Below are 21,205 nucleotides of genomic sequence, written 5' to 3'. Positions count from 1 at the left end.
GCCTAAAAGGAATTTTTTCATTCGGATTATCGTCCTCTAAATCATTATGCTTAGTTTATGTGTTCACTATAAATCAATTATGCCGGTTTCGTTTTCATTCTGTGAACTTTTTTGCTGCTTTTATCGCTTTTTCTGCCAGAATCGCTACACTAAACCATCGGACTGATTTTCAAGGTTTTAAATCAGTTTCTCTGGCCATTCGGCACATACATATTTTTAGCTAATCACGACTGATTGAGGTGACACCGATGTCGCAATTGAATGTTGATCCACAAGAAATTGCCAAGTTTGAAGCATTTGCAGCTATATGGTGGGATCAGCATTCCGAGTTCCGCCCCTTGCACATGATTAATCCACTGCGTTTAAACTGGATTGATGAACATGCCGGAGGCTTAAGCGGCAAAAAAGTGTTGGATGTCGGCTGTGGCGGTGGCATTCTGGCCGAAAGCATGGCGCGACGTGGTGCCAATGTGCTCGGAATTGATATGGGCGCAGCCCCTTTAAATGTGGCACGCATCCATGCTGAACAGGAAGGCGTAAGCAATATTGAATATCGTCAGGTGCCGGTCGAGCAACTGGCAGAGGAACAGGCTGGCCAATATGACATCGTGACCTGCATGGAAATGCTAGAGCATGTGCCAGATCCGGCATCGATTATTCAGGCCTGTCATAAACTGGTCAAGCCAGGTGGTCATGTATTCTTCTCGACCATTAACCGTAATCCAAAGTCCTATTTATTTGCCATTATTGGGGCAGAATATGTCTTGCGCATGCTGGCCAAAGGCACCCATGATTACAGCAAATTTATCAAGCCGTCCGAACTGGCACATGACATTCGCAACTCGGGTTTAAAGCTTAAAGACATGACCGGTCTGCACTATAATCCGCTGACCAAGCGTTATTGGCTGGCACCGAATGTTGATGTGAACTACATGGTTTATACCGTGAAAGATAGCGCAGCAGAGACCACAGCATGAAAGCCGTTTTATTTGACCTAGATGGAACCCTGATTGATACCGCTGCCGATTTTATCCGAATTATCCAGCAGATGTGCCGTGAAGAAGGCCGCCCACTGGTTGCACCCGAGCTGATTCGTACCCAGGTCTCCGAAGGCGCTCGCGCTATGGTGAAACTGGTTTATCCGGAACTGCAACTGGAAGATCCGGTCTTTCTGCAACACCGTCAGCGCTTTCTGGACATGTACGGCGCAGATATTGCGGTCGATACCGATCTGTTTGATGGCATGTATCCATTACTTGAACAGCTAGAGGAAAATGACATTCCTTGGGGGATTGTGACCAATAAACCACGCTGGCTCAGCGAGGCTTTATTAAAAGCATTAAACCTGACCGAGCGCTGTGCCGTGCTGGTCTGTCCGGAAGATGTGACCCGCACCAAGCCCGATCCTGAACCGATGTATCTGGCCGCCAAGCAACTGAATCTTGCCGCGGAAGACTGTATCTATGTGGGAGATCATCCCCGAGATATTGATGCCGGTCGTCATGCCCAGATGCCGACCATTTTGGCTGCCTATGGTTATTTGCCGTTGCAATACAAAGACGATTTAAACGCCTGGCAGGCCGACCATATCGTGCATACTGTGGCAGAATTACATCAATTGATTCAGACACTGGTACTGAAGCAGCATACTGCGGTATCTTGAACGCTTAACACTAAATAATAAGAAATGAGGAGGTAGATAATGAAATATTCAGCATATCAACCTCGCCCCGATCTGCTCAAGGATCGTATCATCCTGATCACAGGTGCGGGCGATGGCATTGGACGTGCAGCAGCAATCAGTTATGCCTTGCATGGCGCAACTGTGGTGTTGCATGGGCGTACCTTAAACAAACTCGAAGTCATTTATGATGAAATTGAAAGTTTGGGTGCGCCGCAACCTGCCATCTTGCCGCTACAACTATCAAGTGCTTCAGAACGTGATTATGAGCTTTTGCTTGATACGCTAGACCGTCAGTTTGGTCGTCTGGACGGTATTCTGCACAATGCCGGCATTTTAGGTGAACGGGTTCCCTTGGCGGATTATCCGGTCAACGTCTGGGATGATGTGATGGCGGTCAATCTGCGTGCACCCTTTGTCATGACCCAGGCCCTGCTGCCGCTATTATCCAAATCTGAACATGCTTCAGTGGTTTTTGCCAGCTCAGGTGTAGGCCGCGAAGCCCGCGAACGCTGGGGTGCCTATTCGGTGTCTAAAATTGCTATTGAAGCGGTAAGCCAGTTATTTGCCAAAGAGCAGGTACATCCAAATATACGTTATAACTGCATCAATCCCGGAGCAACGCGGACTGCCATGCGCGCCAAGGCCTATCCGAATGAAGATCCGAAAACCCTGCCTACCCCCGATTCAATCATGCCGGCTTATCTGTATTTGATGGGTAACGACAGTCTGCATATGAATGGCCAGAGTATTGACGCACAGGATTAGATTATTCTGTCTGTCATTCAGGGAGCAATCGCTCCCTTTTTATTTCATTTTTAGTCATATTCAGCGCATAAATCTTAAGTAAGTTCACCCCGCTCGCATTGAGTTTCATTAAAATAACAGCATACTAAGCCCCACTATATTTCACTCGAGTGCATCATGACTGAATTAAACAATATTACGGTGACCCATTTAGACGATGGCATGGTGTCGCTGCTGATTGATCAACAGCCTATTTCAGAGAAATACGGCACCAAGTTTGAAGCCAGTATCGTGGATGACATCAAAGCACTCGAAAATGCTCAGAAACTCAAATTGTTCGAGCAATTTGTATTTTCACATCAGGATCTGAATTTTGAACATGCCTATTATTATGTGACTGGCATTGAAAAATTAGACGACAGTTATCGTCTGGCCAAGCATTTTGTTTATCGCATTAAAATTGAAGGTCAGCCAGAAATCGAACATGTCATCAGCAATCAGGGCAAAGCCATGACGGCCGAGGATGTACGTGCCTTTATTCAGGCGCATGTGCAGAAATCACTCAACGATTATACTGACCTGAACTACGCTTATTAAAAGTCGGGTCATTGAATAATCTTGGGCACTTTTCGATAAAGTGCCCTTTTTTTCTTAAAATCCTGCAAAAAATAACAATAAATCGGATTTACATATTAAATATATAAAATTATACGGTTTTTCAAATTAAACTGATTGGACTATGCTTTCTTGAATCACAGATAGATCAAATCAGGAGCGCAGCATGGCTGACCAAAAACGTAAAATTGAAACAATTCACCGGATTGAACAGTTGCAGTTATCTGAAGCATTGATTGTGGCACTCGATGACGCCCTACAAGCTGAATCCGTGGCTGACGCGATTCAGTCCTTACAAGGTTTGGCAGAGCAATGGAATTAATCTCAAACTAAACCGGCAAAATTCTTTGTCGTTTCATTAAATCATGAACTTTTTTCTCGCTGACTCAATGCTGTTTTTTTGAGCTAAATCATCAATTTTCGCTTGCATGTTGGCCCTTGCTTTGATGAGATAAGGACATGGCTCGGTAGGCTACTTTATAGAAGTGATGCCGTCGCATATAGTCATGTAAAAACATGACATCATCATAATATCTCTGCATTTGTTATAAAAATTGTGCCTGTTCTTCACAGTTTCTCTGCAATTTTTCCGTACATTAGGTGCTGTAGAAGATGAACAATTTAATGAGGGTTCAACATGAAAAAGGTTTTGGTGGCACTGGCAATTTCTTGCAGTACATTCATGCTGAGCAATGTCGTCATCGCTGCCCCTCATTTCAATGATGAATCCCGTATGGATTCACGTCATGGTCATGACAAGAAGAAAGCCCGTGAGTTCCGAGAGGAAGATCAGCAGGATAACCGCCGTATGCGTGAAGAACGCGGGGTGAAACGCCTGCAACAGTTACGCTGGCAGCCGGGTTATGTGATGCCGCAGCATTATCGTGGCAATGGCTATAAAGTTGAATATAAAGACCATCGCCTGCCTCGACCTGACCGCAAGCAGCAATGGTACAAAGTCAATAATGACTATATTCTGGTGGATTCTGAAAACAACAGTATTATCCGGATCGTGGGTGACTAGTTCATAAGTGCATTCAAATTTAATCTTCTTTAAGGCCCAACGATGTTTGGGCTTTTTTATTTCACTGGCTGAAAATTTTTATCCCAAAATCTCGCTGCTTTTCCAGTTTTGAGACTACGTGATTCATCTACTAAATTTCTTCATGAATTTAACAATTTAACTAAATAGCCCTCACGCTTTCTATGTACTTGTTCGCTAATTTAGTCTCATCGAAATTAGATATACATTTTAAGGTGAGAGCCATGAAAAAAGTCTTAACTACAATCGCGTTATCTATAAGTGCTTTGTTAGCTACTTCTGCAATGGCAGCACCACAGCATGACTCGCGTTATGACCATAATTCACATAAATCGGCACCACACTGGAATGCCAAAGATAGCAAGAAATGGAATGACGACCGTCGATGGAATGATGACCGCCGTCATAACAACCGTATGGTCAACCCAAGCCGTGACTGGCGCGTAGGACAAACTTTACCTCGCCAATATGACAACAACCGTTTTGAAGTAAGTGATCGCGAAGCACGCCGTTTGCCAAATACCGGTCGTTTCCAGCAATGGTACAAGGTCAACAATGACTACGTTCTGGTCAATGAGCGTACCAACAAAATTGTACGAATCATGAACTAAGCTTTCTCCATTACTGCTCGTCTTGCAGACACCTGAAGTCCCCTTCAGGTGTTTTTTTATATCTGCACTTCCACTTGCGTTTTTTTTCATTAGAATCAAAGCTGGATCTTCAATCATTGAAATGGGCACAGCATGACTTCAGCAGAAACGTCACAAAGCACAACCTTGCAATATGTGCACTGGTTTCGCCATTCTGCGCCTTATATCAATGCGCACCGCAATAAAACCTTTGTAATCATGTTTGATGGCGAAGCCGTCTTAAATGATAACTTTCAGCATATTATTCACGATATTGCTTTATTACATTCTTTGGGCATTCGGCTGATTCTGGTACATGGTGCACGTCCGCAAATTAACCAGAATCTGGCTCAAAGCCAGATTACGACGCCTTTTTACCAGCAGCGTCGGGTCACCACACGTGAATCTTTAAGCTGCGTGATGAATGCCGTCGGTTCGATCCGCCTACAAATTGAAGCACTGCTGTCTATGGGACTGGCCAATTCGCCGATGTATGGCGCCCGGATTGATACCGTTTCAGGGAATTTTGTCACCGCCAAGCCGTATGGCATCCGCGATGGTATCGATTTTCAGTTGACCGGTGAAGTGCGCGCGGTTGATACCGATGCGATTCAGCGCCATCTGGACAGTCATAATATTGTGGTGCTTGGCCCGACCGGTTATTCCACTACCGGAGAAGTTTTTAATCTGCTGGCTGAAGAAGTTGCTACCAAAACTGCGATTCGCCTTAAGGCAGATAAACTGATTTTTCTCGGTAAGCAGCATGGTCTGATGGACAGTAACGGCCAACTCAAACGCGAAGTGACACCGCAACAACTGGATGATTTTATTCCGGTCGAACAAGATGCGCTTGAAAGAGGACTACAATTGAAAGCCGCACAGGAAGCCTCAATGAACGGCGTACATCGGGTGCATCTGATTTCTTATGCCTATGATGGTGCCCTGCTGGAAGAGCTGTTCACCCGGGATGGTTCCGGAACTCTGGTCACCGACGCGCATTATGAAGAAGTGCGGATGGCCGATATTCAGGATGTCGGTGGCCTGATCGGTTTGCTGCGTCCACTGGAAGAAGAAGGCATTCTGGTCTATCGTTCGCGTGAACGCCTAGAAAATGAAATCAACCAGTTTGCCGTAATCGAACGGGACGGCATGATTCTGGCCTGTGCCGCCCTCTACCCGATTCCGACGACAGGGGATGAATTGCGTTCTGCAGAAATTGCCTGTGTTGCGGTACATCCCAGTTATCGCAAGTCTAATCGGGGTAGCCAGATCCTGCATTATCTAGAAGAAAAAGCCAAAAGCATGCAGATTCAGCAACTGTTTATTTTAACTACCCGCACCGCGCACTGGTTTCTGGAACAAGGCTTTGAACCGGCTTCAGTCGATGACCTGCCGGATGCCCGTCAGGCATTTTACAATTATCAACGTAATTCAATTGTTTGCAAAAAGTCACTTTAAAGTGGCTTTTTCTTTCAGTGCTTTAGCTTAATTTTAGATAAAGATATCTGGCAATCTCGCTTTAAATTTTAAAATTCTATTACTCGTTTTTAGCTAAACATATCAATAGATTAGATTTAAAAAAATAACTATAAATTTCATAGGTTTGATTAATTTAAATATTAAATCTTCATTTTTATATAAATCACTTTTCTGCATAAGTTTTGCGCTTTTTTATTTATCTTTTTTCTTCATTAGAAATTCCTGAATAGTTATTTTTTTAGAAAAACAAAAACGATTAGCGTGTGTCTAAGTTTTCATTCACTAGCTTTTCACTTTCGGGAGTTTTGATTCATGCGCCAATCTCATGTTCAGTTTTTAACAAAGACTGCGGTACTCGGTACCGCGATGGCTGGTGTCATGATGCTTTCAGGCTGCTCGAAAAAAGAAGAGACCATTACCCTGAATATCGGTTTCCAAAAATACGGCATATTACCTATTTTAAAAGAACGCGGCACGCTGGAAACCAGCTTAAAACAGCAAGGGGTCAATGTGAAATGGGTAGAATTTCCGGCCGGCCCACAACTGCTTGAGGGCCTGAATGTTGGCAGCGTCTCTTTTGGTGAAGCCGGTGAAGCACCGCCAATTTTTGCCCAGGCGGCCAACTCAAATCTGGTCTATGTGGCCAATCAGCCGCAAGCACCTAAGGCCGAAGCCTTGATTGTACCGAAAGATTCACCAATCCAGTCTATTCAGGATCTGAAAGGCAAACGGGTAGCCCTGAACAAAGGTTCAAATGTGCATTACCTGCTGTTAAAAGTTCTGGAAGCCAACAAGCTGACACTCGGTGATATTGAAGTGATTTATCTACCACCTTCCGATGCACGTGCTGCATTTGAACGTGGTGCAGTCGATGCTTGGGTGATCTGGGATCCGTTCTTTGCAGCTGCTGAACATCAAATTGGTGCGCGTGTCATTGCCAGCGGTGAAAATGTGGTGAGCAATCATCAGTTCTATCTGGCAGATCGCAAGTTCGCAGAAAGCTATCCTCAGGTGGTACAGGCGGTGGTCAACGAACTGAATCTGACCACGGACTGGGTGGCAAAAAATCAGGACGCTGCCGCTCAGCTCCTGCAAAAACCGACAGGTCTGGCCGTCGATGTCTTAAAAACCTCTATTTCACGCATGGGCTTCGGTGTTAAACCCCTCACGACTGACGTGATTCAAAAACAGCAACAGGTCGCCGATGCATTTTATGCGCAGCAGCTGATTCCACAAAAGCTGAATATTGATGCAGCAATTATTAAATAACAGCAGAATAATTCGAGAATAAAGATGAGTCATATAAAAACAGTTTCTTATATCAGCTTAGCGCTATTGAGCTTTAGTCTGACTGGCTGCCAGAAACAGGAACCACAGCAAACGGCTGCCGCAGAAACCACGTCAGCGCAACAAGTTAAAACCATTGCGATTGGCTTTCAGAAATCAGCCTTAAATCTGCTGGTGGCACGTGATGAAAAGCTGTTAGAACAACAATTTCCCAATGCCAAAATTGAATGGAAAGAGTTTCCGGCAGGCCCACAAATGCTGGAAGCCTTAGCAGTCGGTGCAGTGGATTATGGCTATGTGGGAAATACTCCGCCTATTTTTGCACAGGCGGCAGACAAAGCCCTGAGCTACGTGGCCTTTGAAAAAGTGGCGGGAAATTCTTTGGCCGTGGTCGTGCCGAAAGACAGTGCCATTCAAAATATTCAACAATTGAAAGGAAAACGGATCGCGGTGCAGAAAGGTTCAAGTGCCCATGAACTTCTGGCCAAAACCCTGGAAAAAGCCGGATTAAGCTGGTCAGAGATTCAAGCCGTCTGGCTTCCCCCTGCGGATGCACGTGCTGCTTTTGACAAAAAAGCCATTGATGCCTGGGCAATCTGGGATCCCTTCCTGGGTGCAGCCGAGTTCGACAGCAAGGTTAAGGTGCTGATTGAATCTAGTGACTTTCCACAAACCTACTCCTTTTATATCGGCAATCCCGAATTTATTCAGAAGCATCCGGATAGCCCCGGGAAGTTTATCCAGGCTTTAAATGCATCTGACCAGTGGATTCTTAAAAACCAGGCTGTAGCTCTAGATATTTATCAGAAAAGTACCGGTCTGAAACCGGATGTAGCGAAGATTGCATTTGAGCGTCGTCTTAAACCTTCGCCGGTACAACCATTAACGACGGAAGTGATCAAAGCTCAACAGAATATTGCCGATCTCTTCCAGCAGGTTCAACTGATTCCCAAAACCATCAGCGTCCAGCAACAGATCTGGTCGCCAGCGGCCACACATTGATGAGCAAACAAGATCATTTAATTTAAGGAATATTACATGAAAATTTTCTGGTTTATCCCCACTCATGGCGACAGTCGTTACTTAGGCACCAGCAAGGGCGCACGTGTTGTAGATCATGCATACATGAAGCAGATTGCCGTTGCCGTGGATAATCTTGGTTATGAAGGTGTCCTGATTCCGACTGGCCGTTCTTGTGAAGATCCATGGTTAACTGCAGCCAGCCTGATTGATGCGACCAAAAAATTAAAATTCCTGGTGGCATTGCGTCCAGGCGTGACCACGCCGGCACTGGCTGCACGTATGGCCGCGACCTTTGACCGCTTGTCTAATGGCCGAGTACTCCTGAATCTAGTGACTGGCGGTGACGAGCAGGAGCTAAAAGGTGATGGCGTCTATGAAGATCACACAACCCGTTATAAAACGGCGACCGAATACACCACCATCTGGCGTGAAATTTTAAAACGCTCACATACCGGTGAAAGCTTTAGTTTCCATGGCGAACGCTTAAGTGTCGATGATGCAAAATTGCTGTATCCACCCATTCAGCAGCCGCATCCGCCTTTATGGTTTGGTGGCTCATCGGATGATGCCATTGAGCTGGCCACGGATCAGGTCGATACTTACTTGACCTGGGGCGAGCCACCGGCAGCAGTCAAAGAAAAAATTGCAGTGGTAAAAGCCAAGGCTGCAGCTAAAGGTCGTGAACTGAATTACGGGATCCGTTTACACGTGATCGTACGCGAAACCAATGAGCAGGCCTGGGCGGCGGCTGAAGAACTGATTCAATATGTGGATGATGCCACTATCGCTGCAGCCCAAGCCAAGTTCAAATCCATGGACTCGGTCGGTCAGCGCCGTATGGCAGAACTGCACAATGGCGATCGCAGCAAACTCGAAGTTTCTCCAAACCTCTGGGCAGGTGTGGGTCTGGTTCGTGGTGGTGCAGGTACGGCACTGGTCGGTGATCCGGAAACTGTCGCTGCACGTATCCAGGAATATGCCGATCTGGGGATCATCACCTTTATTTTCTCAGGCTATCCACATCTGGAAGAATCCATCCGTTTTGCAGAACTGGTATTCCCTTTACTTCCACTGGAAACCCAGCAAAAACTCACTCAACCAAACTTGACCGGTCCATTTGGTGAAATCGTGGCGAACAACTACACACCGGACGAGAACAAGCAGGCTGAGAAAATTAAGGAGTCTGCTTAATGTCAAAAGTCGTTTCCGTTGAAACCCTGACCCCAAAGCAAGTTTCACGTGGAACAATTCTGGGGCAGCATCTGCTGCCCTGGCTGGTTCCAATTTTCTTGATTGCAGTTTGGCAAATTGCCTCTAGCACAGGCCTGCTGGAAAGCCGGATTCTGCCTGCACCGAGTGCCGTGGTTTTAGCCTTCTGGAATTTATTGCTCAGCGGTGAACTGTGGACGCATGTGCAAGTCAGTGCAGGACGTGCCATCAGCGGATTATTGGTAGGTGGTGGTTTGGGCCTATTGCTGGGTCTGTTAAATGGTTCATCCAAAACTGCCTCTACCCTGCTCGACACCACCTTGCAGATGATCCGCAATATTCCTGCACTGGCACTCATTCCCCTAGTCATCTTATGGTTCGGGATTGATGAATCTGCCAAATTGTTTCTGGTGGCGATTGGGGTATTTTTCCCGATTTATATCAATACCTATCATGGGATTCGTTCCGTCGATCCGCAATTGATCGAGATGGGCAAAAGCTATGGCTTAACTCGCTGGCAACTGTATAAAGAAATTATTCTGCCGGGTGCGATGCCGTCAATTCTGGTCGGACTGCGTTTTTCTCTAGGTCTGGTCTGGGTATTGTTAATCGTGGCCGAAACCATTTCCGCCCAGTCTGGTATTGGTTATATGACCATGAATGCACGTGAATTTTTGCAAACTGACGTGGTTCTGGTAGGTATTTTATTGTATGCCCTGCTTGGCAAACTGGCCGATGTTCTGGCAGTGGCTTTAGAACGTTTCCTTCTGAGCTGGCATGCCGGGTATCAAAAATAAAGAATAAATGAGGAGCATGTGATGACTGATCTCAGTTTAGGGCGTCATGCCAATGACCCTATTGTGCCACTGGAACCACCTACGGCAGATATCAATCCTGCTGCAGTGCTCGGTGCCGAAATTATCATTGAACAGCTGCACAAGTTTTACGGTTCGGTCAAGGTTCTGGAAGATCTGGACCTGCATATCCAGCCGGGTGAATTTCTGGCAATTGTCGGTCGCAGCGGTTGTGGTAAAAGTACCTTATTGCGCCTGATTGCCGACTTGGAAAAACAGAGCTACGGCGAAATCAAATTTAAGTCTGCCCGGCATATCCGTGAAGGCATTACTGCAGATGATATCCGGGTGATGTTTCAGGACCCTCGCCTGTTGCCCTGGCGCAGCATCGAACAGAATGTGCAACTCGGTTTACCGAAGGAGCAGCATGCCAAAGCTTCGCAAATGCTGGAAAAGGTCGGGCTCAAAGAAAAAGCTGGACTCTGGCCTTCACAACTTTCCGGGGGTCAACGGCAACGTACTGCCTTGGCGCGGGCATTGTCGCATCAACCGCGTATTCTACTGCTGGACGAACCGCTCGGTGCTCTGGATGCCCTAACACGTCTGGAAATGCAAAACCTGATTGAGCACCTCTGGACCGAACAAGGCTTTACCGCCATTCTGGTCACGCATGACGTCAGTGAAGCCGTGCAACTGGCAGACCGGATTATCTTGCTGGACAAAGGCCATATTGCCAAAGAGTTTAGAGTCAATTTGCCACGTCCCCGGCAAAAAAGTGTGACATTTGCAGAACTGGAACAGCAGGTCTTGCAGGCAGTTTTAGCGACCTGAATACCCACTCCAACCCAAAATCGCACATGGTTTTGGGTCTTATTCTTATAAAAAATACTTTTATCTCAATGAGAAGACATTTTCATCACTTTCATTTCAACATTATTCTTCTCCTCCATTGATGAAGAAAAAAGATGAATAAATGAAGTATTTTCAGAAACTTGAATTTTTCTCCCGGTGTAGATGCATTTAGCCTGTTTTAAATATTAATCTAGAGAATAAATCATCATTATTCAAAAAATTAGCCTGTGACTGTGTGCACAAATCTGATGATTTGCCGTACAATTGAGGATTCCCTTTTTCATTGTTTTTTATATTTGCTAATGGAACAAAAAAAGAGTACTCAAAAACGCAATCAGCTGCTAAATGCTGCACTAGACGTATTTTCCCTATATGGTTTTAATGGGGCAAGTCTGGATGAAATCGCACAAATTGCAGAAATGCATAAGTCGAATATTTTCTATTATTATGAAAATAAAGAAGCCCTGTATGTCGAGGTATTAACCACCGTTTTACAAAAATGGCTGGCGCCTTTACAAACCCTGGAAGCTGAACTTGAACCTGAAGAAGCGATCACCAATTATTTGATGCAAAAAATTGAAGTGTCGCGTACCCAGCCTAAAGCATCCCGTTTATTTGCTTTGGAGGTGATTCAAGGTGCACCGCATATTCTGGAAATTTTAAAAGGTCCGCTGAAAAAACTGGTCAAGCGTAAAGCCAAAGTAATTTCCAACTGGCAGGAGCAAGGCAAGATTTCTGCAGATATTGATCCTGAGTTACTGATTCTGAATATTTGGGCGATTACCCAGAACTATGCAGACTTTGCGACGCAAATGGAAATGGTCACGGGTAAAACTTTGCGTAACCGCAGCATGCAGCAACGCATTATCCAGCATACGGTACACATGATGTTATACGGCGTGATTCCACGCACGGATAAATAAGCAAGCGCTTCTGATTGGCACACGACCATAGCTGCTATGGTCGCCGAGCAAACTTGACCTTCCTATTTATTTTACCATTTGATATAAATCTAATAATTTTTTCGCACCCAATAACAGATTTTCTTCCCAATCCAGATGCGCAGTCTCATTGGCTCCATCACTAATGTATTTCACTGAAATCAGCCGAACGCCCAGCTTTTTACAGACTTTGGCCAAGGCATAGCCTTCCATATCGACCAAATTACACGCCACTTTTGAAATACCGGTTTCAAAGCTGTCGCCTGTGCCACAAATCCCTTTCGGCAAATGGTCAAAGTAAGACTCCAGCTCAATCGCACCCGGGAAATGCTGATCCATCGGGGTCATACCGACCTCAAAGCCGAGGGGTGAAACATCCATATCACGCTGTACAAATTGCGTGACTTCAACCAGTTCATGCGCATTGAAATGCGAACTCCCCGCGCTGCCCAAATTCAGCAAGGTACTGCAACCGGTGTTCTGAATTACCTCAAAGGCTTTAAAGGCCGCGTTGACTTTGCCAATCCCGCTGTAATGCACCTGAACGCCTTCTGCTTCAAACAAGCCTTTGGATTCATTGGATAGAGCCATGATGAGCGCCAGATCGGACATTCGAAACACCTGATATCAAGAAAAACCCTGACATTAGAAAACAAAAGCGGCTGAATGAAAAGCACCAGTGCTCTGATCAGACATCATCAATGTGTACAAAAACAAAACTGCTCAATTCTAAGGAAGATGAATTTTCAAGAAAAATATTGCATAAAAACACAACAGCAAGACGAAAGCGCGAGATTATGGCAATATATAGCCTCTCGATATTTCTAAGCACTTGATTTGCCCATGCAGCTGCTCCGTCTAAATGCTTTAGCCTCTCATTCTGAATTACCCAAAACTGCCGTGACCATCGGTAATTTTGACGGCGTGCATTTAGGCCATCAGGCGATGATCCGTCAGCTGCAACAGGTGGCCAAAGCACAGGGTTTAAAATCTGTAGTGATGATTTTCGAGCCGCAACCACTTGAATACTTTCAGGGTTATGATGCCCCACCGCGTATTTCATCATTGCGTGAAAAAGTTGAATATCTGACTGAGCTGGGTGTGGACTATATCGCAGTGGCGAAATTTGACCATACTTTTCGCAGCCTGACTGCAGAAGCTTTTGCCGACATTTTAAAAGAAAAACTGAATGCCCGGCATCTGGTCTTAGGCGATGATTTTCACTTTGGTAAAAACCGCCAAGGCAACAGCGAATTCCTGCGCAATTACGGGTTTGAAGTGACCAATTTAAATACCATTGCTCTAGATGGTGAACGGGTCAGTTCCACCCGGATTCGCCAGACCTTGCAAGCTGGTGATTTAGCCTTGGCCGCACAATTGCTGGGTCGTCCTTATAGCATTACTGGGCGGGTGCAATATGGCGATCAGATTGGTCGAACCATTGATTTCCCGACCATTAATGTACGGCTCAACCGTCATAAGCCCTGCCTGAAAGGAATTTATGGGGTGGAAGTCATTTGTGAAACCCAATCCTTAAAAGACAAAGTAAAAGCCGACTCTGCAACGCAAACCGGTATTGCGGGTTATGACCCGACTGCCCTGTTTGGGGCAGGTCATGTCGGCACACGTCCAGCCATCAAACAAGCACACCCAGAGTGGCGATTAGAAGTACATTTTCCAGATGTTTCTGCTAATCTGTATGGCCTGTTGATGCGGGTGACGTTCTTAAACTATTTACATGGCGAAAAGGACTATCCTTCGCTTGAAGCGCTAAAAGCCGGAATTGATGATGATGTCGAGAAACTGCTTGAGTTTCGTCGAAATCACCCCACATTTCCCTTTTAATATCCCATATTTTTATTGTAAAACGTGTCAGTGACATAACTGATTAGATTGGAAGATGACTTGCATGAGCGATAAGCAAACTCCTGAAAATGCAGTGGACTATAAAGCCACGCTAAACCTCCCAGGTACTGACTTTGCAATGAAAGCAAATTTGGCAGTACGTGAAGCGAAATGGTTAGAAGAGTGGTATGCCGACAACATTTATCAGCAGATTCGTGAATCGCGTATTGGCAAGAAAAAATACGTGCTTCATGACGGCCCTCCTTATGCCAATGGTCAAATTCATTTGGGTCATGCGGTCAACAAAGTACTCAAAGACATCATTATCAAAAGCCGTGTCATGGATGGCTTTGATGCACCGTATGTACCGGGCTGGGACTGTCACGGTTTGCCAATCGAACTCAAAGTCGAAGAAAAAGTCGGTAAAGTCGGCGTAAAAGTGGATGCATCTACCTTCCGTAAAGCCTGCCGTGAATATGCCTACACCCAAGTTGAGCTTCAAAAGAAAGACTTCGTACGTATGGGCGTATTCGGGGATTGGGACAATCCTTACTTAACGATGAACTTCAAACAAGAAGCTGACATCGTACGTTCATTGGGTGCAATCGCGAAAGCAGGTCATATCGAGCCAGGTCTGAAACCAGTCAACTGGTGTTTAGACTGTGGTTCATCACTCGCTGAAGCTGAAGTTGAATACGAAGATAAAAAATCTGACGCAATTGACGTCGGTTTCACGGTTGTAGACCTTGCTGATTTATCTGCACGTGTCGGCGTAGAAATCGCTGATCGTACGGATATCGTGATTTGGACAACAACGCCTTGGACCATGCCTGCCAACCAAGCGGTTGCATTACACGCTGAACTTGAATACCAACTGGTGAAAGCAATTGGTGAAGACAAAGCATCACAAAACTTCATCCTTGCGAAATCATTGGTTGAGTCTGCAACTCAGCGTTATGGCTTTACTGCATTTGAAGTGCTTGCTGAATTCACAGGTGCAAAACTTGAGAATTTAGTTCTTCAACATCCTTTAATTGCTGAACGCCAAGTCCCAGTGATCTTGGGTGAACACGTCACCGATGCTAGCGGTACAGGTGCAGTACATACCGCACCGGGCCACGGTGTGGACGACTATAAAGTTGGTTTACAGTACAACTTAAAAGTAGAAAACCCAGTCGGCGGTAATGGTGTGTATTTACCGACTTCGCCAATCTTCCCGGGCGAGCACATCTACAAAGCCAATCCAAAAATCATTGCAGCATTGACTGAAGCGACCAAGCTTTGGGCACACGTGGTGATCAAGCATAGCTACCCGCATTGCTGGCGCCATAAAACCCCGATTATCTTCCGTGCGACCCCACAATGGTTCATCAGCATGGATGCCAAAGGTCTGCGTCAAAATGCACTGAATGCGATTGAAAACGAGATCAGCTTTGTACCGGACTGGGGTAAAAACCGTATCCAGGCGATGATTGAAGGTCGTCCGGACTGGTGTATTTCACGTCAACGTACTTGGGGTGTGCCAATTCCGTTCTTCGTACACAAAGACACCAATGAATTGCACCCACGTACGCCTGAACTGATTGAAGAAGTGGCTAAGCTGATCGAGCAAGAAGGCATTGATGGCTGGTATAACCGTGATGCCTCTGAGTTTATCGGTGCGGATGCTGAACAATACAACGCAGTTCGTGACACATTAGATGTCTGGTTTGACTCTGGTACAACGCACTATGCGGTACTGCGTGAACGTGAAGAACTGACTGATCCTGCTGATTTGTACCTTGAAGGTTCAGACCAGCACCGTGGCTGGTTCCAGTCGTCGTTATTGACCTCGATTGCGATTAACGAACGTGCGCCATATAAAGGTCTATTGACTCACGGTTTCGTCGTGGATGAAAAAGGCCGCAAGATGTCCAAGTCGATCGGTAACGTGATCACGCCGCAAGACATCATTAAAGATATGGGTGCGGATGGTTTACGTTTCTGGATCGCCTCTGCGGATTACCGTTATGAAATGACAGCGGGTAAAGAAATCTTTAGCCGTGCCTCTGACGGTTACCGTCGTATTCGTAACACGCTTCGTTTCTTATTGGCGAATTTGAATGGTTTCAAACCATCAACAGATGCCCTGCCTGTAGATCAATTGATCGCACTTGATCAATACATCTTGCAACGTGCATCTGAAGTGCAAGAAACTATTAAGAAAGCATACGAAGATATGAACTTCCATATCGTCACCACTGCTTTAACGAATTTCTGTATCAACGACTTAGGTGGTTTCTACTTAGATATCATCAAAGACCGTCAGTACACCACGAAAGCGGATTCGCAAGCACGTCATTCTGCACAAACTGCGTTGTATCACTTGGTACAGGCATTCGTGCGTTGGATGTCACCAATCCTGAGCTTCACTGCACAAGAAGCTTGGCCGTTAATCCCTGAGCAATCAGAGAAATACGTGTTCACGGCTGAATGGTATGATATTCCTGTGGCTTCAACTGCAAATGTAGTATCTGAAGCTGAATGGCAAACGCTCCTTGCTGTGAAATCTGCAGTAAATAAATTCATTGAAACTGCACGTACCGCTAAAACTGTCGGTTCTAACTTGTCTGCCAAAGTTGAACTTTGGGCAAATGCTGAATTAAAAGCAGTGCTAGATAAGTTAAGTGATGAGCTTCGTTTCGTCCTGATCACATCACAAGTGATCGTGAATGCATTTGATGCAGCACAAGGTGAAGCATCTGATCTTGAAGGCTTAAACGTAAAAGTTTCAGCAGCTGATGGCGAAAAATGCGTACGTTGCTGGCATGTATTACCAGATGTAAATACACATTCTGCACATCCTGGTCTATGCGGTCGTTGTATTATCAACCTTCCTACAGGCCAAGGCGAAGAGAGAAAATATGCCTAATACCCACAGCAAAAAGGGCTTATTCCAGTTCTATCCCCATAATTTATGGTGGGTTGGGCTGGCCATTCTGGCGATCATTCTGGATCAATGGACCAAATGGATTGCAGTGACAAATCTGAATTATGCAGATCCTGTTCCTGTGCTGCCCTTTTTAAATTGGACACTGCTACATAACTATGGCGCTGCCTTTAGTTTCCTGTCCGATGCTGGTGGTTGGCAACGCTATTTCTTTACTTCACTGGCAGGTTTAGTGTCTGTGATCTTCGTGTTTTGGCTGATGCGTATGCCAAAAGACATGAAAATCTTGCCGTTAGCGATTGCCCTGATTCTGGGTGGTGCCATCGGTAATTTAATCGACCGGGTTAGCCTCGGCTATGTGGTCGATTTTATTCATGTGTATTACCAGAACAGCCACTTCCCTGCGTTCAATATTGCAGATAGTGCCATTACTGTAGGCACTATTCTGATGCTGATTGATACCTTTTTCTTAGAAAAACATCGAATTCAACGGGCGCAAGCACAACATGACTGATTTTATTCATCCTAACGAAGAAACTCGGGTTGCAGACGGTTCTAAAGTCGAGCTGCACTTTTCTGTCGCAATCGAAAATGGCGTAGAAATTGACAATACCCGTAGCCGTGAAGAACCGGTCAGCCTGGTGATTGGTGATGGCAATTTACTGCCTGGTTTTGAAAAAGCATTGTTTGGTTTACGTGCCGGTGACCGTCGTACGGTGAGCCTGCCGCCAGAAGATGCTTTTGGTCCATGGAATCCAGAAAACATCCAGAAATTTGATACGGTGAAGTTCGGAGAACGTCCGATCGAAGGTCACATGATCGAGTTTGAAGACAAAGCCAAAGCCACCCTGTATGGCGTGGTGAGATCGGTGAATGATGACATCACTGAAGTGGACTTTAACCATCCATTGGCAGGCAAAAACATCACCTTTGAAGTGGAAATCTTTAAAGTGACACCTGCGGGTCAACAAGGCATTAAACTGATGTAAGACATTAGCTAATTAACTGATTTTAAAAAAGCTCCTTCGGGAGCTTTTTTATTTTCCGGATACAAATCATCTCTAGTCACCTTCCTGAAATCTGATTATTTTAATTTGATGATCAGATCCGAAGAAAGGATGAAACATGAAAATTTATATTGTGGTTGGGAGTGTGCGTGAAGGACGTACCGCGATTAAAGTGGCGCACTGGGTACTGCAGGAAATTAAAAGTTATTCCTTTAGCACTTTGGAAACTGAAATTGTCGATTTAAAAGAATGGGATCTTCCGCTATTTTCTGGTGCCCATCCTCCCCTGACCGGGATTTATGATCAGCCCAAACAGCAAGAGTGGGCCGACAAGATTGCGCTTGGCGATGCCTTTATTTTTGTCACGCCTGAATACAATCATGGCTATAGCCCTGCCCTGAAAAATGCCCTGGATTATCTCGGCAAGGAATGGCAAGGCAAGCCGGCAGCTTATATTGGTTATGGCGCAACCAATGGCTCACGTTCGATTGACCAGATTCGTCAAGTCGGCACTCAACTTGGACTGGTAGATACCAATGCCGTGATCGAAATCCGTGACATCTTTGCACGCAACAAAGATTATTCCTTCCAAGGCAATGAATTTGATAATAAAAACTTAAAAGCTGTAGTGGATAGACTGATTCAATATGTCAGTGCTTAATGACTGGACGACAGCCCTGTACGTTTTAGCCTACATGCAGCGCAGAGTTTAGCCGCTATGCAGTCATTTTATGCGAGGCTATAGTGAGTACATAGACAGACAGGAAGTCTGCAAAGCGATACGACAACAATAAAAAGCGCCAATCAACAGGACGTTGACAGATTAGACAGGAGTCAGATCTGAGAAGCAAATCCAGAAAAGCCTCGACAGGATGTTGAGGCTTTTCTGTTTAAACTTTAGGTTTAACTAGAGTAGTGATCGGAATGCATCAAACATCAACCTTAAAGCCGAGATCAACATCACAGGCGGCCTGCCCTCCCCGGATCTCCCAATTTTCTAGTGCACTTTCTCTCAGATGAATCAGAATATGATCTGCAGGAATGCCGATTTCTCCGAGACTTTTGACCATCTGCTGATACAAATTGCGCTTGGTCTCCAGACTGCGGCCAGCAAAACAGTCAATACTGATCAAGGTAAAATATTCAGGCTGAGCTAAATGGCTCATATAATGAAAACGATGCGCTTCATGCACGACCAGACGAATATTACGATCATATTCAGGCAGCTGAAAGGCAGTTTTCACACAATGAAATACGCTGTTAAGCAATTGTTCCTCAACTGCTTGAGGATATTGTTGCCGAACTTCAATTTGAATCGTAGGCATAGGAGCTTCCTTTTTATTATTTTATGGACGTTTTTATTTATATCAGTTGATGCATATCAAAAGAGTTTTCTCTCGCTAACATACAGCAAAATCATCACCGCAGTTTATGATTTGGTCAGATGATCATTTTGAAACAGTATTTTTAAAATTATCTTTTAAAATTCGGCTGTCGGCTTTGACCTACAATCCATGCAGTTAAACTGCCCTATTGCGTTGTATCGCTTCAGGCTATATTCAGATCATACCAAGACAGGAAGTCTTGTAAGAAAAATAAAAAAATTCACGTAGCAGGATGCTGATCGGTATAACAGACATTATACCTTTAACAGAATATGAAAAGGCCTTCACAGGATGTAGAGGCCTTTTTCTTTCATGCCAGCATCAGCTTAAAAAGATTTTTATTCAGATGGTCAGCTTATTCAATATTTCATATTTAGATAAGCATCCTAAAAGCAGAGGATTAAGGTGCTGTCATTTTTAACAGAGCTGCTTGCGGACCATCTTGAATCACCCACAGTGAACCATCCTGTGCCTGAGCAACCCCGCGAATCCGCTCTTTCATATCCAGACGCTGAACTTCTTTCACTGGGGTCTGGTTCGTATCCACAATCACAATCGCCTTGGAAGACAGACCGGTCGCAATCGCCTTATTTTTCCATTGCGGGAAGACATTAGCCGTATAAAATATTAAATCTGAAGGAGAAATTACCGGAGTCCAATCCAGTGCCGGGGCTTCAAATTCAGGTCGGGTACTGTGATCAGGAATGGGCTTGCCATCATAATGATTGCCATTAGACACTAACGGATAACCATAATTTTTAGCTTTGACAATCTTGTTCAGTTCATCGCCGCCTTTCGGTCCCATTTCGATCACCCAAAGCTGCCCTTCCGGATCAAAAGCCATGCCTAGAGGATTACGATGTCCGAGACTCCAGACCTGCTGGGCAATTTTACCCTGAGTCATAAACGGATTATCGGCAGGGATTGAGCCATCATCATTCAGGCGAATAATTTTACCGGCATTAGATTGCATGTCCTGTGCAGGATCAAATTGCTGACGCTCTCCTGAACTGATCCATAACTTACCATCCGACCCGAATATAATCCGATGGGCATAATGTCCCTGGCCTGAAAATTTCGGAACTTGCGTCCAGATCCGTTCAATTTGTGTGAGTTGAGGAGTGGCTTGATTTAGGTCCAGTTTGCCACGAATCACCACTGCACCATATCCGCCTTGGCCTTGTTCGGCATAGCTCAGATATACCCACCGATTCTTTGCAAAATCTGGATGTAAGGCTACTTCACCTAAGCCACCCTGGCCTCCATATGCGACTTGAGGTATACCTTTAACTTCAATTTTTTTCTTGGTTTTTGGATCAAAGAGCTGCAATTTTCCTTTGCGCTCAGTAATCAATAGTCGGCCATCATTTAAAGTAGTAATCGCCCATGGTTCATTAAATTGAGCAACCTGTTCGGTCTTATATTTTTGCAAGTTTGAAGAGACTGCATCCGATTTGGCAGCTGATGTAGATGCCTCTTGAGTACTTCTAGAAGATGAATTCTCTGCATGACAGGCAGTAAACGCTAAAGCACAACAACTGAGTAGAATTTTTATTTTAAATTGCGACAACATTATCTTCTCCATACTGATTTATTATTCAAATTAAAATCAAGATACAGAATTCCTGATGTAAATTCAGCAGAGAAAGGTAAATAGATACATTTTAAAAGCTATAAAACGATTTAATTTTGAAGTTTTATTTATATTTTTTGCACAAAAAACACCCCCTATCATTTGAC

General features: G+C 44.9%; 22 protein-coding genes. 19 read left to right on the top strand and 3 right to left on the bottom strand.

Going from position 1 to position 21,205, the window contains the following annotated elements:
• The first annotated feature begins 248 nt into the window (after positions 1-248).
• The 14 genes from ubiG (at position 249) to Q9R24_RS14065 (ending at position 12,281) form a co-directional block, all read left to right on the top strand.
• Entirely contained in the window at positions 249-977 is a 729-nt protein-coding gene (gene ubiG, locus Q9R24_RS14130) for a bifunctional 2-polyprenyl-6-hydroxyphenol methylase/3-demethylubiquinol 3-O-methyltransferase UbiG (protein ID WP_071850321.1), read from the top strand.
• On the top strand, positions 974-1,663 hold the full coding sequence (locus tag Q9R24_RS14125; RefSeq protein WP_005245605.1) for an HAD family hydrolase: 690 nt from the start codon (positions 974-976) through the stop codon (positions 1,661-1,663). The genes ubiG and Q9R24_RS14125 overlap by 4 nt, the downstream gene beginning before the upstream one ends.
• 39 nt (positions 1,664-1,702) lie before the next feature.
• Positions 1,703-2,449 (top strand): YciK family oxidoreductase, encoded by a 747-nt coding sequence (locus Q9R24_RS14120; RefSeq protein WP_005094903.1) that lies wholly within the window; start codon positions 1,703-1,705, stop codon positions 2,447-2,449.
• A gap of 156 nt (positions 2,450-2,605) precedes the next feature.
• Positions 2,606-3,025, top strand: a complete 420-nt coding sequence (locus Q9R24_RS14115; protein WP_004281232.1) for a hypothetical protein — start codon at positions 2,606-2,608, stop codon at positions 3,023-3,025.
• A 184-nt stretch (positions 3,026-3,209) separates the two neighbouring features.
• Positions 3,210-3,365 (top strand): hypothetical protein, encoded by a 156-nt coding sequence (locus tag Q9R24_RS14110; RefSeq protein WP_004281231.1) that lies wholly within the window; start codon positions 3,210-3,212, stop codon positions 3,363-3,365.
• Between the two features lie 315 nt (positions 3,366-3,680).
• Positions 3,681-4,067: an RcnB family protein gene (locus tag Q9R24_RS14105; protein ID WP_004281230.1), complete on the top strand. Its 387-nt coding sequence runs from the start codon at positions 3,681-3,683 to the stop codon at positions 4,065-4,067.
• 242 nt (positions 4,068-4,309) lie between these two features.
• Positions 4,310-4,696 (top strand): RcnB family protein, encoded by a 387-nt coding sequence (locus Q9R24_RS14100; protein ID WP_311204724.1) that lies wholly within the window; start codon positions 4,310-4,312, stop codon positions 4,694-4,696.
• Between the two features lie 132 nt (positions 4,697-4,828).
• Complete coding sequence (gene argA, locus Q9R24_RS14095; protein WP_004729045.1) at positions 4,829-6,172, top strand: amino-acid N-acetyltransferase; 1,344 nt, start codon at positions 4,829-4,831, stop codon at positions 6,170-6,172.
• A 333-nt stretch (positions 6,173-6,505) separates the two neighbouring features.
• The gene (locus Q9R24_RS14090; protein WP_311204725.1) at positions 6,506-7,462 is read left to right on the top strand and encodes a sulfonate ABC transporter substrate-binding protein; all 957 of its coding nucleotides are present in this window, start codon (positions 6,506-6,508) and stop codon (positions 7,460-7,462) included.
• A gap of 24 nt (positions 7,463-7,486) precedes the next feature.
• Positions 7,487-8,482 carry an aliphatic sulfonate ABC transporter substrate-binding protein gene (locus Q9R24_RS14085; RefSeq protein WP_004647162.1) on the top strand — a complete coding sequence of 332 codons (996 nt, stop codon included), beginning with the start codon at positions 7,487-7,489 and terminating at the stop codon, positions 8,480-8,482.
• 36 nt (positions 8,483-8,518) lie between these two features.
• Positions 8,519-9,694: an FMNH2-dependent alkanesulfonate monooxygenase gene (gene ssuD / locus Q9R24_RS14080; RefSeq protein WP_311204726.1), complete on the top strand. Its 1,176-nt coding sequence runs from the start codon at positions 8,519-8,521 to the stop codon at positions 9,692-9,694.
• Positions 9,694-10,509 carry an aliphatic sulfonate ABC transporter permease SsuC gene (ssuC, locus tag Q9R24_RS14075; RefSeq protein ID WP_311204727.1) on the top strand — a complete coding sequence of 272 codons (816 nt, stop codon included), beginning with the start codon at positions 9,694-9,696 and terminating at the stop codon, positions 10,507-10,509. The genes ssuD and ssuC overlap by 1 nt, the downstream gene beginning before the upstream one ends.
• 21 nt (positions 10,510-10,530) lie before the next feature.
• Entirely contained in the window at positions 10,531-11,337 is an 807-nt protein-coding gene (locus Q9R24_RS14070; RefSeq protein WP_311204728.1) for an ABC transporter ATP-binding protein, read from the top strand.
• 323 nt (positions 11,338-11,660) lie between these two features.
• Positions 11,661-12,281 carry a TetR family transcriptional regulator C-terminal domain-containing protein gene (locus Q9R24_RS14065; RefSeq protein ID WP_004281222.1) on the top strand — a complete coding sequence of 207 codons (621 nt, stop codon included), beginning with the start codon at positions 11,661-11,663 and terminating at the stop codon, positions 12,279-12,281.
• 66 nt (positions 12,282-12,347) lie between these two features.
• On the opposite strand, the gene Q9R24_RS14060 is transcribed toward Q9R24_RS14065, so the two are convergent.
• The gene (locus tag Q9R24_RS14060; RefSeq protein WP_311204729.1) at positions 12,348-12,911 is read right to left on the bottom strand and encodes a 5'-nucleosidase; all 564 of its coding nucleotides are present in this window, start codon (positions 12,909-12,911) and stop codon (positions 12,348-12,350) included.
• Positions 12,912-13,142: 231 nt separating this feature from the next.
• Between Q9R24_RS14060 and ribF the strand changes: the two genes are divergently transcribed.
• The 5 genes from ribF to Q9R24_RS14035 all read left to right on the top strand — a co-directional run bounded on the left by ribF (position 13,143) and on the right by Q9R24_RS14035 (position 18,741).
• Positions 13,143-14,144 carry a bifunctional riboflavin kinase/FAD synthetase gene (gene ribF, locus Q9R24_RS14055; RefSeq protein ID WP_180087190.1) on the top strand — a complete coding sequence of 334 codons (1,002 nt, stop codon included), beginning with the start codon at positions 13,143-13,145 and terminating at the stop codon, positions 14,142-14,144.
• Between the two features lie 64 nt (positions 14,145-14,208).
• Positions 14,209-17,055: an isoleucine--tRNA ligase gene (gene ileS / locus Q9R24_RS14050; protein WP_311204730.1), complete on the top strand. Its 2,847-nt coding sequence runs from the start codon at positions 14,209-14,211 to the stop codon at positions 17,053-17,055.
• Positions 17,048-17,587, top strand: a complete 540-nt coding sequence (gene lspA, locus Q9R24_RS14045) for a signal peptidase II (protein WP_005105275.1) — start codon at positions 17,048-17,050, stop codon at positions 17,585-17,587. The genes ileS and lspA overlap by 8 nt, the downstream gene beginning before the upstream one ends.
• The gene (locus Q9R24_RS14040) at positions 17,580-18,062 is read left to right on the top strand and encodes a peptidylprolyl isomerase (protein WP_004281217.1); all 483 of its coding nucleotides are present in this window, start codon (positions 17,580-17,582) and stop codon (positions 18,060-18,062) included. The genes lspA and Q9R24_RS14040 overlap by 8 nt, the downstream gene beginning before the upstream one ends.
• A gap of 136 nt (positions 18,063-18,198) precedes the next feature.
• Positions 18,199-18,741 carry an NAD(P)H-dependent oxidoreductase gene (locus Q9R24_RS14035; protein WP_311204731.1) on the top strand — a complete coding sequence of 181 codons (543 nt, stop codon included), beginning with the start codon at positions 18,199-18,201 and terminating at the stop codon, positions 18,739-18,741.
• Between the two features lie 268 nt (positions 18,742-19,009).
• On the opposite strand, the gene Q9R24_RS14030 is transcribed toward Q9R24_RS14035, so the two are convergent.
• Both Q9R24_RS14030 and Q9R24_RS14025 read right to left on the bottom strand, forming a co-directional pair.
• Entirely contained in the window at positions 19,010-19,405 is a 396-nt protein-coding gene (locus Q9R24_RS14030; protein WP_039902475.1) for a tautomerase family protein, read from the bottom strand.
• 460 nt (positions 19,406-19,865) lie between these two features.
• A complete protein-coding gene (locus tag Q9R24_RS14025; protein WP_311204732.1) occupies positions 19,866-21,038 on the bottom strand; it encodes a PQQ-dependent sugar dehydrogenase in 1,173 nt (390 codons plus the stop codon).
• Positions 21,039-21,205 lie beyond the last annotated feature (167 nt).

Origin of the sequence: Acinetobacter sp. RRD8 (assembly GCF_031844225.1) — a bacterium.
Lineage (GTDB): Bacteria > Pseudomonadota > Gammaproteobacteria > Pseudomonadales > Moraxellaceae > Acinetobacter.
The sequence above is the reverse complement of the archived record's forward strand: the minus strand, read 5'-3'. Positions and strand labels throughout refer to the sequence as shown.